This window comes from Chitinophaga oryzae, from assembly GCF_012516375.2.
Classification (GTDB): Bacteria; Bacteroidota; Bacteroidia; order Chitinophagales; family Chitinophagaceae; genus Chitinophaga; species Chitinophaga oryzae.
This window is the reverse complement of the sequence record NZ_CP051204.2, coordinates 5,517,319-5,531,683: the sequence shown is the minus strand read 5'-3', so window position 1 is coordinate 5,531,683 and position 14,365 is coordinate 5,517,319. Positions and strand designations below refer to the sequence as shown.

General features: G+C 50.7%; 10 protein-coding genes. 9 read left to right on the top strand and 1 reads right to left on the bottom strand.

Annotated features, from left to right (window positions below):
* Positions 1–7: 7 nt before the first annotated feature.
* Positions 8–340 (bottom strand): YegP family protein, encoded by a 333-nt coding sequence (locus tag HF324_RS21960; protein WP_168804554.1) that lies wholly within the window; start codon positions 338–340, stop codon positions 8–10.
* A gap of 197 nt (positions 341–537) precedes the next feature.
* On the opposite strand from HF324_RS21960, the gene HF324_RS21955 reads away from it, so the two are divergent.
* From HF324_RS21955 to HF324_RS21915, 9 genes are all read left to right on the top strand, one after another.
* Positions 538–1,086, top strand: coding sequence for an RNA polymerase sigma-70 factor (locus tag HF324_RS21955; protein ID WP_168804553.1), 549 nt, complete (start codon positions 538–540; stop codon positions 1,084–1,086).
* Between the two features lie 77 nt (positions 1,087–1,163).
* On the top strand, positions 1,164–2,114 hold the full coding sequence (locus HF324_RS21950) for a FecR family protein (protein WP_168804552.1): 951 nt from the start codon (positions 1,164–1,166) through the stop codon (positions 2,112–2,114).
* A gap of 151 nt (positions 2,115–2,265) precedes the next feature.
* Positions 2,266–5,676 (top strand): SusC/RagA family TonB-linked outer membrane protein, encoded by a 3,411-nt coding sequence (locus HF324_RS21945; RefSeq protein WP_168860836.1) that lies wholly within the window; start codon positions 2,266–2,268, stop codon positions 5,674–5,676.
* An 18-nt stretch (positions 5,677–5,694) separates the two neighbouring features.
* On the top strand, positions 5,695–7,377 hold the full coding sequence (locus HF324_RS21940; RefSeq protein WP_168860835.1) for a RagB/SusD family nutrient uptake outer membrane protein: 1,683 nt from the start codon (positions 5,695–5,697) through the stop codon (positions 7,375–7,377).
* Between the two features lie 10 nt (positions 7,378–7,387).
* A complete protein-coding gene (locus HF324_RS21935) occupies positions 7,388–9,547 on the top strand; it encodes a glycoside hydrolase family 31 protein (RefSeq protein WP_193114961.1) in 2,160 nt (719 codons plus the stop codon).
* Positions 9,548–9,764: 217 nt separating this feature from the next.
* On the top strand, positions 9,765–10,811 hold the full coding sequence (locus HF324_RS21930; protein ID WP_168804548.1) for a lipase family protein: 1,047 nt from the start codon (positions 9,765–9,767) through the stop codon (positions 10,809–10,811).
* A gap of 544 nt (positions 10,812–11,355) precedes the next feature.
* Positions 11,356–12,180, top strand: a complete 825-nt coding sequence (locus HF324_RS21925) for a M57 family metalloprotease (protein ID WP_168804547.1) — start codon at positions 11,356–11,358, stop codon at positions 12,178–12,180.
* Positions 12,181–12,521: 341 nt separating this feature from the next.
* Positions 12,522–13,127 carry an RNA polymerase sigma factor gene (locus tag HF324_RS21920; protein ID WP_168804546.1) on the top strand — a complete coding sequence of 202 codons (606 nt, stop codon included), beginning with the start codon at positions 12,522–12,524 and terminating at the stop codon, positions 13,125–13,127.
* Between the two features lie 79 nt (positions 13,128–13,206).
* Positions 13,207–14,316, top strand: a complete 1,110-nt coding sequence (locus tag HF324_RS21915; RefSeq protein ID WP_168860833.1) for a FecR family protein — start codon at positions 13,207–13,209, stop codon at positions 14,314–14,316.
* Positions 14,317–14,365: the final 49 nt, after the last annotated feature.

The following is a 14,365-nucleotide window of genomic DNA, read 5'->3' as shown; positions in this document are numbered from 1 at the left end:
AAAGATCTTACGCCGTCTGATCTTCTGTTGTGGCTTCTGCCGCATTTTTCTTCACAGACTCAATTCCATTATCCCTGCCCGCGGCGCTGGCGTACATCTGGCTGGTACCGATCACCTGGCCGTTTGTCGCTTTCAGGTTAAAATAATGTTTCTCGTTGGAAGAAGTTTTTTTCTCGAACCGTTCGTCGTGCCGGGAGTTGGTTTTAACTGACTCGATACCGTTCAGGCAACCGGCCTTGGCGTTGTAGCCTTCGCTGGTGAGGATGGTTTCGCCGTTGCCGGCATTCAGTTTAAAACGGAATTCTCCGTTGGCACTCTTCGTAATGACAAATTTTCCCATTAGGTACAGTTTTTATACGGATGAAGATAAGTAAATCATTTTATATATGATACATGACGCAGCGGTCAAACCCTTGCGCCTGCACGCACCACCATCGATTGCATTTTGTTGTCTGCTAAAATCCATACATAAATCGCTTAAATACCACTATAATCTGCCTGATATTCTCCCTATCTTCCGTGCAAATTCAATAGTGAATGGCGCCTGCATTATCGCCCCTTTCCCATGATGATATCTACCTGTTAACAGGGCTGGCACAGGGTGACGCTATGGTCTTTCGCCTGATATATCAATCCTATGAACGGAAGATATATAACATCGCCTTTTTTTATACCGGCTCCGAAGAAGATGCCGAAGACATCGTACAGGACGTGTTTACCTCCCTCTGGCTGCGACGGGAAAAGATTGAACTAAAAGGGTCACTTGAAAACTATATCACCCGCTGTGCAAAATATACTGCCTTTTTTTATCTCAAAATGAGGCAGAAGAAAAAACACGCGACGGAAAACGCTGCCATCCCCCGGCCGCTGGACGGCCCCGAAGAGCATATCCGCTACAAAGATATGCAGGCATATCTTCACAGCCTGCTCCAATCCCTGTCACACAAAACAAGAGAGATATTCTACCTGAGCCGGTATAACGGGCTAAGCTACCCGGAGATAGCCAACAGGATGGACATCTCTGTAAAAACGGTGGAATATCACGTTTCGCTCGCCCTTAGAAAGATAGCTTCGGGGAAATTTTAAATTTTTTTTAATCCGGTTTAGGGTATACAGGGTGTTTTATACACTTATATGCTGACGGCCTTTTCAAGATCAATACTATGGCGCCCATAGACAGAGCTCTGCTGGAGAAATATTTTAACGGTGAATGTACGCCTGAAGAGGAAAGCCTGGTATACCGATGGCTGGATGAGAACGATCTGGACGAGTACCCCGACGTGCATAACGAAAGGAAGCATGACCGGAAACAAAAGAAAGGATGGGAAAAACTATCCAGGCTGGATGAAGGACTCAGGGCTTTGCCTGCTCCGGGAAGCACCGGCGCCTCCCGCGGGAGGTGGTGGATAGCTGCTGCCATGCTGATAGTGTTACTGGGAGGGAGCCTGTTGTATTTTAATTATTTCCACGGTGATGAAAAAGCATACACCACATCCTTTGGCGAGGTCAGGACGTTCCGCCTGGCCGACGGCACTACGGTCACGCTCAACGCCTGTTCGGTCTTAAAGGTCAAACGCGGTTTCGGCCGTAAACACCGCGACGTACAACTGCAGGGTGAAGCGTGTTTCGATATCCATGGCCAACCGGGAAAAGCTTTTACCGTGCATGCCGGAGAACTGGCTGTCACCGCGCTGGGAACGGCTTTTAACGTATCGGCCTTTGCGGAAGATCCGCAGGCCATCGTGTCCCTGGCCAATGGCAAAGTACGGGTAGCAAAAAGGAACACGCCCGGCATAGTGCTGGCGCCGGGAGAGGAAGTGGTATATTCCACGAAGGAAGACCGGCTCAAAAAAGAGAAATTTGATTACAGGAAACGGTTCGCCTGGAAGCAGATGATCATCTGTTTCGACAATGCCAACATCGACGAAGTCCTCACCAAACTGGAAAGATTCTATGGAGTACAATTTGATATCAACCAATTAAAGTCACGCCAATGGCGGCTTACAGGGGAGTACAGCAACCCGGCGCTACAGGAAGTGCTGGAGAGCCTGTCTTTTAACTATGACTTTAAATACAGGATAGAAGCCGGCAAAATCACGCTATCCGAACATTAAATCCAGTTACATATGTAGTCACCGCATTTAAAAAAAATGCCGGTAATCGGGCAAGGACTACCGGCCTGTTAATGTAAAAATGCGTCATCGTGCGGAAAGTGGAGCCTCCGCGCACAGGCGACGTTTGCTTAAACAAAAACACGTTAAAAGTATGAAAAAAAGATCAACCAGGGTACCAGGGAGGATGGCAGGATGTCTGATGATTTACTTCCTCATCGGACTGGCGCCTTCCTCCGGCAGCTATGCCAACGCCCAAATGAACCACGTTATCACGGAAAACTTCCAAAACATCTCTGTAAGAAGATTATTTGCCATTATCAACCAGAAAACGGCGGTCACCTTTGTATTCGACGCCAGCAGCATTAATCCCGATATTGTGGTACACATCAATGCCCGTAGTTTAACTGCCGGCAACATTCTGGACAGCCTCTCGGAGAAACTGAACTGGTCGTTCAAAAAGCTGGGCAATACTATCACCGTGAAAAGCAATCCGCCGAAAGCCCATACGCCGGGCGACGCGCCACGGGCGCCGGGACCGGCCCGGCAAAAAGAGATTGCCACAGATACCTTTCTTATTTCAGGAACGGTAAAAGACTCGCTCGGCACCCCGCTGACAGGCGTGACGGTACAGGTGAAAGACGCTCCCGGCGGCACCGTCACCGACAAAAACGGGCATTACACGATTCCTGCCAATCCAAACGCGGTCCTCGTTTTTTCTTATATCGGGTTTAACCGCCGGGAAACCACTGCCGGCGGCAGCAACCGCCTCGACGTGACGCTCAGCAGCACCGCCAGCGGCCTCAATGAAATAGTAGTGGTCGGATACGGAACGGAAAAAAGAGCGACCCTCACAGGCGCTATCGCCACCGTCGCAGGAAAAGACATCCGCGACCAGCCGGTGGCCAACCTCTCCAACGCGCTGGCAGGGCGGCTGTCCGGCGTGCGCATCACCCAGTCCGGCGGTAAGCCCGGCATGGCCTCCGCCATCACCATCCGCGCTGCCAGCACCTGGAACAACACCGATCCCCTGTACGTTATCGATGGCGTGGTGCGTGATAAATTTGCCTTCGACGCACTGGACCCGAGCGAGGTAGAAAATATCTCCATCTTAAAAGACGGCGCCTCTGCTGCGGTATATGGCTCCCGTGCGTCCAACGGCGTCGTGCTCGTCACCACCCGGCAGGGCAGGGAAGGAAGAACAGCTATTTCCTACAGCGGTTCGGTAGGCGTGGAAAAGCCCATCCATATCCCGGAAGTACAGAACGCCTACCAACAGGCCATTACCATCAACGACGCCCTGCGTATCGACAATATCCCCACCAGCGATGCGCGGTACTATTCACCGGATGAGCTGGAATATTTTAAAACACATAACTGGAACTGGATAGATGAAGCCTGGAAAAATCCCGTTACTACCCGGCATTCACTGTCGGTGAGCGGCGGCTCTCCCAAAGTAAGGTATTTCATGAACGGCACTTACTTCTACGCTACCGGGTCATTTAACAAACTGGACTTCCGCAAGAATACATTACGTGCCAATGTGGAAGCCGATATCACCAGCAACCTCACCGCTTCCCTGAATGTAAGCATGGACGTAAGGAATGATCAGAAGCCCTACTGGCGGTACGACAACGACGGGGATAATATGGAAGACCTCTATAAGGCTTTCCTGTTCCGTTCCCAGTCGGTACCTCCGTATATCAACGGCAAACTGAATGGCACTTACGTAGAATGGTCGCCGCTGGCCATCACCCAGGGACAAACAGGTTACAACAAGAAGAAATTTACCAACTATAATACCATCGCTACCCTGCGTTACAGGATACCGGCCGTACCCGGCCTGGAACTGAAACTGATGTTCAACAAATACTCCCGCACCAATTTCATCAAGCAGTTCAGCCTGCCTTACGAGCTGACTGTCTTTAAACGTACCGGCGAACACAATCACATTGTGACCGATGAACCGGAAGGCGTGAAAGTGCGTAATGACGGCGAATTTCTCTACGAATCCTACGACAACCAGGAGGCTTACCAGCTGGATGGTTATATCTCCTACAACCGCGCCTTTGGTGCGCATAAACTGAGCGCGCTGTTTGTATACGAACAGGCGGAAAGCAATGGCAACAACTTCAACGGCCAGCGGAACAACTTCGTATCACCGGCTATCGATCAGCTGTTTGCCGGCAGCGCCGCCAGCCAGTTCGCCAATGGCAACGGCTGGGAAGACGGCCGCGCGTCCTACATCGGCAGAGTGAATTACAACTACGCAGACAAATACATTCTCGAAGGCGCCTTCCGGTACGATGGCTCTGTAAAGTTCGCGCCGGCCAAACGGTGGGGCTTCTTCCCGTCATTCTCGGCTGTATGGCGTATTTCAGAGGAGCCTTTCTTTAAGGACAACGTCACCTTTGTCAACGACCTCAAATTAAGAAGCACCATCGCTTTAATCGGTAACGACGCCGTTGGCGGCTGGCAATGGATGCAACGCTACAATGTGGCCAACGGCGCTGTTTTCAGCGGTATCACCAGCGGTATTGCACCCGGCTCCCTGGTGAACCCCGACATCACCTGGGAGAAGTCCGTTTCCTGGAACGGCGGCCTGGATGCCTACCTGCTGCAGGGCAAACTGAATTTTTCGGCAGACGTGTTCCGCACGCATACCTATGACATCCTCGGCGCCAGGCAACAAAGCGTGCCTTCCACTTTCGGCGCCACGCTTCCCGCAGAAAATTACGGCGTGATCAACGCCAAAGGCTTTGAGCTGTCGGCGCGGTATAACGCGTCCATTAATAAGGAGTTCAACTACTATGTGTCCGCCAATTTCGGATACGCCACCAACGAGGTGAAGGTACAGGACCAGCCTGCCAACCAGCGCGCCTATAAATCCGTGATCGGCTACAATATGAACCGCATCTGGGGATATGAAGCCACCAGCATTCTCCGCACGCAGGCTGACGTCGACGCCCTGCCCGCCGGTTATACCATCTTCGGACAGAAACCGGAGCCGGGCATGCTCAATTACCGTGATATCCGCGGAGCGGTAGACGATAAACCAGACGGTAAAATTGATGACAACGATGCGCAATACATCGCCGGCTACAGCAATCCTCCTGTTAACTACGGCATCGCTTTCGGGGGCACCTGGAAAGGAATAGGGCTGGACCTGCTCTTCCAGGGGCTGGCGGGCAGTAAAACCATGATCGATGTGCGCGGTGTGCAGGCCAGAACAGAGGAGACCAATTTTGCGTACTGGAACGATCACTGGACACCTGAAAATCCCAATGCCGCCTACCCGCGGGTGGCCAGGAACGCTGCCGGCGATGCCTCCACCTTCTGGCTGCGTAACGGCTCATTCTTACGGCTGAAAAATGTGAACCTCTCCTACGACCTGCCCCGGCCGCTGATGAAAAAATACGGCCTTGCCGGCGTGCGCCTTTTCTTCTCCGGTACCAACCTGTTGCTGCTGGAGGATCATGTGAAGGTCAGGGACCCGGAGGCCGCAAGCCTGCGTGCCTATCCGCTGATGAAGAACTACACCTTCGGCCTGAACATTACCTTATAACGTGAAAAGAAAACAGTTATGAAATTCGGATATACTACTATACGCGCGCTGCTTGTAATGGTCTGCTTTACCGGTTGCAGTAAGGTGTTGGACAAAAAAGACCTGGGTGCTGTCAACGAATCGGATATATGGAAAGATAATAAGCTGGCCACTGCTTATGTCAATAAATTATATGAAGATAACCTTCCCGGCTGGAACACTTCCGATGCCGGAACGTCTGATGAAGCACCGGGCGGAGATGCCGTAATGTACGGTCAGCTGACGATCAACTCTTTCGATGTGTGGCCTTACAACAACATCAGGAACATCAACATCCTCCTGAAAAATATCGACGGCGGGACCCTGCCTGCCGCCACCAGGGACCTGTTAAAAGGACAGGCTTTCTTTTTCAGGGCATGGCGTTATTTCCAGATGGTGAGACTATACGGAGGGGTGCCGCTCCTCCTGGAACCGCAGCAGGTGACAGACAACCTGATGGTAGCGAGAACGAAAACATCGGCCTGTATTGACCAGATGGTGGCCGACCTGGACAATGCCGCGAAAGTGCTGCCGCCGTCGTGGACCGGCAACGACATCGGCAGGATCACCAAAGGGGCCGCGCTGGCATTAAAAGGAAGGATACTGCTGTATTATGCCAGCCCGCAGTTTAACCCGGCCGGCGATGCGGCAAGATGGCAAAAGGCCTATGAGGCGAACAAAACGGCCAGAGAAATGTTGGAAGCCGCAGGAGCGGGGCTGTATGATAAGTTCGCCAACATATGGATGGATGAGATGAATAAAGAAGTCGTTTTTGTAAACAGGTATTCCTACCCCGACAAGGTGAATGACTGGAACGCCGCCACCCGCCCGCTGAGCGAAGCACAGAATAACACCGGAGCCAATCATCCTACGCTGGAAATGGTGAATGCTTTTCCCATGAAGAACGGCCTGCCCGTCACCGATCCGGCTGCCGGCTATGACGCGGTACATTACTGGCGAAACAGGGATCCCCGCTTTGCCGCCACCATCGCCTATAACGGTTGCCCCTGGGAGCTGAGCGGAAAGGCAGGAAGACGGCAGTGGAACTATGTGGGCGCTGAAACGCAGTTCCTCACGGAAACAGGGTTTTATTGCAGGAAAGCAGTGGATGTCAGTTATTCAAAGTTCTTCACCTATAACAGCAGTACGGACTGGGTGGAAATACGTTTCGCCGAGGTGCTGATGAACCTCGCGGAATGTGCCAACGAAACAGGTAAAACCACCGAAGCGTATGAAATACTTAAACTCATCCGGAAACGTGCCGGCATAGACGCCGGTGGCGATAACCTGTACGGGCTGAAGAACGGCATGACGACGGTTTCCATGCGGGAAGCCATCCGGCTGGAAAGGAAAATAGAGTTCGCCTATGAAGGAAAACGCTATTGGGACCTGAGAAGGTGGAAATTGTTTGAACAGGAACTGAACGGGAAAGTAAGACACGGCCTTGTGATCAGCCTGCTGATACCACAGAGCGAGTTCGATAAAATAAGAGATACGGTTAACCTCGACGGGAACTACAGCCGGTATTTCAAAGACTCGCTGGTAGCGGTGGACAAGGTGTTTAAAGTTGACTTTAAGCCCAACTACTACTTTTATCCCATCAACACCAAACACCTGGAGTTGAATGGCAATCTTAAACAAACAAACGGGTGGGATGGAGGTGCTTTTGATCCCCTGCAATAATTTTATGAAAATGAGATGGTATTTTTTTCTGGTCTGTATGCTCTCCGGCCTTTTTACGCAGGCGCAGTCCGTGCCCTTACAGTGGGAAGCCGTAGCGCCGGGCGTCTGGAAAGCAACTGTAGGACAGCCCGATAAGGTGGATTTACTGGCAACAGCAGGCGGCAGTCCCCGGAAAGAGGCGTTGCAAAAACTGGGAGAGGCGCCGTTCCCGCTTCCCCAGGCGGATTGCAGCGCCGAAATAAAAGAGGGGAAGGTGTACCTGCGTTTTCCCTTACAGGAAGAAGAACAGCTGTTTGGTCTGGGGCTGCAATTCAAAACGGTGAACCGCAGAGGGCAAATACTGGACCTGCATATGGACCACTACCAGGGCCGGGACGACGGCCGTTCCCATGCGCCTGTGCCTTTCTATGTTTCAACCAACGGCTATGGCGTGCTGGTCAACAGCGCCCGGTACATCACCGTGTACGCCGGTACCGCCGTGCGGGTAAACACCCAGCATCCTCCAAAGGTGTATGACCGGAATACCGACCCGGACTGGAGCGCGCAGCCTTACTCCGACGCCGTAGAGATGCTGGTGCCGGCAGCAGGTACGGAGATATATGTATTTGCCGGTAAAAATGCCATGGAAGCAGTGCAACGTTATAACCTCTTCAACGGCGGGGGGACGCTGCCTCCCAAGTGGGGACTGGGTTTTACGCATCGCATGCCTACGCTTTCCACAGCGGAACAGGTGAAAGCAGAAGCCGCGGCATTCAGCGAACATGGTTTTCCGTTGGATTTCATCGGGCTGGAGCCCGGCTGGCAAACAAAAGCCTATCCCTGTACTTTTGAATGGGACCAGTCAAGGTTCCCCGATCCCGCAGGCTTTGTAAAAGAAATGCAGGCCAAAGGCATCCGGCTCAACTTATGGCTGAACCCTTACTTGTCGCCGGCTTCCTCTTTGTATAACACAGCGAAGCCGTTGTCCGGTTCACATACCGTATGGAACGGACTGGTACCGGATTTTACGTTGCCGCAGGCGCAGCAGTTGTATAAAAATCTCTTCAAAACGCAACATGTGGATATCGGCGTTTCCGGATACAAAATAGATGAAGTGGACGGTGTAGACAGCTGGCTGTGGCCGGATGTAGCCACCTTTCCGTCGGGAACGACCGCAGAACAAATGCGGCAGGTATACGGAGTGATGATGCAACGCCTCACCACCGAATGGTTCAGGGAGAAGGGCGTGCGCACCTATGGGCTGGTGCGCGCCTCCAACGCCGGGGCATCTTCTTTTCCCTATGTGATCTACAACGATTATTACAACCACCGGGATTTTATTACGGCATTGTGTAACAGCAGTTTTATCGGCGTCCTCTGGACACCGGAGGTAAGGGCTTCCAAAACCGCGGAGGAATGGCTGCGGCGTATGCAGTCCGCCTGCTTTTCGCCCATGGCCATGCTCAACGCCTGGGCAGACGGTACCAGGCCCTGGAGTTTCCCGGAAGTGGAACAACAGGTAAAGGACGTGGCATTGTTGAGGATGCAGCTGTTCCCGTATCTCTATACTGTTTTCTCCCAGTATTACCTGGAAGGTAAACCGCCTGTGAGGGCGATGAACCTCGTAGAGGGCTTCTCGTTCCGGCATCAATCTGAAAAAACAGCGCTGGATGCTACCGATAACCCTTACAGGATGGCCCTCCGGGAAGATGTGAAAGACCAGTTCATGCTGGGCGATGATCTGTTGGTAGCGCCGATGTTTACCGGGCAAACCACCCGTAAGGTGATACTGCCGCAAGGTAAGTGGTACGACTTCTACACCGGTGAATATGCTGGCAACGGCAACATCATCGAAGCAACGCCGGGACTGGATAAAATACCACTGTACGTGAGAGACGGCGGCATTATTCCGATGATACCGCCGGTAACCCATACACCGGCGCCTGACGAGCAGCTTCCGCTGGAAGTACGCCACTATGGCGAGGCCGAAAGCACATCACTGCTGTACGACGATGACGGGCAATCCTACGGTTACCAGCAAGGAAAGTATGTACAATACCGGCTTTCCGCGAAAAAGGATAAACGTCAGCAGTGGCAGGGACAGGTGGTGATCGACAACAAGCAGGGATTAAAAGTAGTTTACAAGGATATTAAATGGCGGTTTATGAAGCCCCAAAACGCCGGAAGGTAATTCCTACGGTCTGGAAACTGTCAAAGGCATCCCTGTGCAATACGTTGCACAGGGATGCTGTGCTTTGGGGCTTGAGCCAGGTTGAGCCATCCGGGTAAGTCCGGAAATATTAATAAAGGAGATGTTAGGAAACCAAATAATTTTACTAAATTACAACACTCAAAGTAACTATCCGGACGCTTAACCATTTTTTATTTCACCCTCAAATACCATCACTATGGAATCCAAAACTTCCCAAACAACCGCCCAATCCAACAACGGTGGGCAACCCGCAGATGCAAAAGTAGCCGTACAACTTTGCTCCCTGGCGCTTGATGTGAATGTTGTTAAAGACATGAGTACCCTCATGCCCGGCTGGCAGGTAGTCTGGAACGGAAAACCGACTATCGACGACAACTACGCATATATTGCGTTTAATGCTTCCGAAAAAAAGTATGCCCTGGTCATCCGCGGGTCCGTTTTCGACGGGTTTAAAAGCTGGGATACCTTCGCAAACTGGATACTGGAAGACCTGAATGCGATTGTGATGTTAAGCTGGCCTTATGCCCCCACTACCCAAAAGCCCCTGATTGCCGCAGGAGCTTATATTGCCTTCACCAACCTGCTTTTCATGGAAGATTCGCTGGGGTCTGGCAAATGCATTGGCGAGTATCTCTTAACCCATGCGATCGAAGCCGGCAATAGCCTGATCATTGCAGGACATAGCCTTGGCGGAAATATAGCCAACGTATTTGCCTCCTATTTTGTACAAATGCTGTTAGACAGGAACCTTTCCACTTCCAATGTTTCTCTGTTTACTTTTGCCGCGCCTGCTTCCGGAAATGCCGATTTCGCGCTCGACCTGGATAACAAGCTGTCAACAGCATGGCACTACGAGAATCAGAATGACATGGTTCCCAAGTTTCCTGTATTTACCGGGCTTGTTTATACCAGCAATACGTTTGCGCCTAAAACACCGGATGCAAATAAGATTACGGTTGCCTTTAATCCCAAAACCATTACCCTCAACGGACCGAATCTTACACTGCATGATGCCTATATGGCCATTGCGGGTATATTCGCGAAGAATGGCTACGTACAGCCAATAAAGAACAACTACATTGTCTTCCCGACTGACCTGAATCCTGATCTTACCGAGAACAGTATCACAGACTGGCTTGGCCAGGTACTTCCTCAGCATGGCCTTGATTACTATGCGGCTTTCCTGGGCGTAAAGCTGCCGGTGCCACCGGTTAAGCAAAAAGTAGCAGCCGCACTTGCTTAGACAGGTCCCGGAAAAGTATCGAAATAAAAGCGAGGTTGTCTTCGGGTAATTTTATTACCTGGAGATGACCTCGTTTTATGAATACGCAAAATTCGCCTGCTGTATACGGATTTATAGCGGAATTAAAATGTGCTTAAAAATCTATTAAAATCCGCTTAAACGGATTTATAAAATAGTTCGGACTGCTGCTATTTAATTACCTTGGAAAAACATTTCCTGTTTTTAAAATATTTTTTTTCAATAGGAATAAAGCTGTAATATTGACAAACAGACACGATAGAAAACCCGATCGCAGAGCCATAATCTTTAAGCAAATCTGAATAACCCGCATTTTCAACCTGACATATTGGAAACAACTGCTGAACGTGCATATGAGAATAATCACGATGGTGATGGTGTTATTCACAGGTGAGTAACCAAAGCTCGCCGGTCTTCTTATTACGAGTACATTAAAACGTTAGCTGTGAAATACAGCTATAGGGACCCTGTTTTTTCATGCAAACACGATAGCAAATCTAAAATCCAAAACCCAAAATCTTAACCGATGAAAAATCAAGCATTCTTTTTACTGATCTGCCTGCTGGCGGGTTCGATCTTCACTTCATGCCAGAAAGACAATAAACAAAGCAGTACTGAAAAACCCGATGTCTCCAATGAGGTGCTGGCACAGATCAAAGCGAAAGGTTTTAGTACCAGGAACGTACATGCTGTAAAAGGCGGCTACCTCGTAGAAGGAGATATTTTCCTGAGCACAAAAGACCTCAGTAAGAAAACCCCCATCAATAAAGTAAGAGTTGCCAAAACAGAACAGTATTCCACCAATAACCTGGTAGTCAGCCTGCCGCGCGTGATCACCGTGAAGGTCACCGGTTTAGGCACCGCCTTTGTACAAGGCACCGATCTGGCCATCCAGCGTTACAACGCGTTAAACCTGAGCCTCCGGTTTCAGCGTGTTACCAGCGGTAGCGCAGATATCACCATCCAGGGTTTCTATGAAGGGCCTGTTGGTGGTTATATTACTTTGGGGTCATCCGGTTTCCCTACCGATGCCGGCGATCCTTTTGACCTTATAGAGATGAACACCCACCCGTATGCCTACGGCAGCAACCCGAACGTACAGTACGTAGGCTCTGTGATCCAGCATGAAATAGGACACTGCATCGGCATGCGCCATACGGACTATATGGACCGTTCCTACAGCTGCGGCGGCGACCCGATAGACGAAGGCGATGGCGGGGTAGGCGCTGTATACCTGCCGGGCACTCCCAGCTATCCGGATGCCAACTCCTGGATGCTGTCCTGCTCCAACGGTGGTAACCGTACCTTTAATGCCAATGATATCATTGCATTAAATTACCTGTATCATTAATCCGTCGATCAACTACCATGCATGAAAAAAGGAAAGGTTACACCACGGCTATCGTGTGGTGTAACCTTTTTAGTTCCCCTGTATCCTATACGCCAGGGGTTCAATATTCATCAGCCTAGGCGCTCCTGTTGCCAAACAACGTGGCAAAACAGGTGTTCAGTGCATTGTTTAACAGGTTAACGGGAATTATATGAGCGGACTGGTCTTTTAATATTTTCTATACGCGTAATTGTACCGCGATATTGTCTAATTACGATGCTTTTTTGATCGTCCGGGTACACATCTGCATTGTTTCTTTACTTTTAGACAGATCTCTTTTTTTACACAATTCCTCGTTTAGTATGATGTCCTCAAACACAATGCCCGTTTGCAGTACGCTGCTTTTAGAACAGGTGGCTGGTGGTAACGAGCATGCCTTCCGCCAGCTGTTTGATACCTTTGCCGACAGGATCTACGGTGTTGCCTACACCTACACAAAATCTCCCCATCTGTCTGAAGAAATAGTACAGGACGTATTTGTGAAGATATGGCTTAAAAGAGCTTCACTGCCTGCGTTGAAGAGCATCGCAGACTATATCTTTATTATCTCCCGGAACCGGATCATCAATGAGCTGCGGCGCCTCAAAACGGAAAAAAAATATCTTCAGCAACTTTTTTCAGCAGAAACCGAGAATCTCCGTTCGCCGGAAAGCGAATATGTGCTTAAAGAATCCCGCAGCCTTGTTTTACATGCCATCGATAGCCTGCCGCCCCGGCAGCGGGAAGTATATCAGCTCAACCAGCTACAGGGCATGCGGTTGGGTGAAGTGGCCATACAACTGGGACTGTCCAGGAATACCGTTAGAAACCACCTGTCCAGGGCGGTACAATCCGTTCGGGAATACCTCCATGACCATGCCGATGAACAAACCTTGCTTTTTGTGATAATATTTCTCGCCTTACAGTAATCTCCCCACTGGTACATTTTTTTTTGTCGCGTGTCTTTATATACTGAATCAGCTACAACAGTACTGGTCACCACAACATATGCATCAATTTCAGCGTAAAGCAAGGAGATGGCTAAAGGCCAGGCTGCCTGGTAGTTTGCCGTCTGCTCATGACGACATGCTGCATACAGAGATAGAGGGGCACCTGTCATCCGGCGTTTTTGACAACCTCAGTTCCCCGTCGGGCCGCGAGGCAATGTACCGGCGTATCACGGAACGGGTGAAGCAGCAGGAGCAGCGCAGTGCGGCTCTTCACAAATGGTGGAGGGCGGCGGCAGCCATCCTGCTTCCCATCATGTTAGCGGGAGGGTGGTGGTACGATGGCTACCAGGAAAAGCCGGTGCAACACGCTGCTGCCGGCCTGAAAAAAAATAAGGTGCTCCTTACGTTGTCAGACGGCGCCAGTATAGAACTGGACAGCTCCGGGAAGGGCGTTGTTACCCTGCAGGGAAACACCGTGAGCATGAAACAGGGCAATGGTAACCTGGTGTACAACGCGCTGGTAAACGAAAGCAATAAAATGCCCTGGCATAAAATAACCACCCCCAAAGGGGAAACATTCCTGCTTACACTGCCGGACGGCAGCACGGCGCTGTTGAATGCGGAATCTTCCATCCGTTTTCCGGTGGCCTTCCCAAAAGAGGGCAGGCAGGTGGAAGTAACCGGGGAAGTGTATTTTGAGATACAAAAGGACAGGACGCCTTTCCGCGTAAAAGCACCGGAATCGGAGATCAGCGTTCTCGGTACAAAATTTAACGTAAACGGTTATACGGATAATAATGGGCTGCGCGTCACCTTGCTGGAAGGAGCGGTAAAAGTGGCCGCCCGGGCGGACAGCGTGCTGTTGCGCCCCGGCCAGCAGGCAGTCCTGACAGCCGGAAAGGCTACCGTCAGCCGCCAGGCAGACCTGGAAGAGGTGATGGCATGGAAAGACGGAAACTTTGTTTTCAACAGCCTTACTCTGCCTGAAATTATGCGCCAGGTCTGCCGTTGGTATGATGTGGAAGTCTCCTATGAAGGCCCGGTAAGCGCCAAACGTTTTACAGGAATTATCAACCGAAATGAAAGTATAACAGAAATCCTGGACTTTATGCAGGCAGCCGGCGTCAGGTATAAGCTAAACGATCGGAAAATAGTCGTAATACAATAATCAATATCACCAAAATCCACCCTTACCGGTGCTCCGTGTGTCAGCCGGA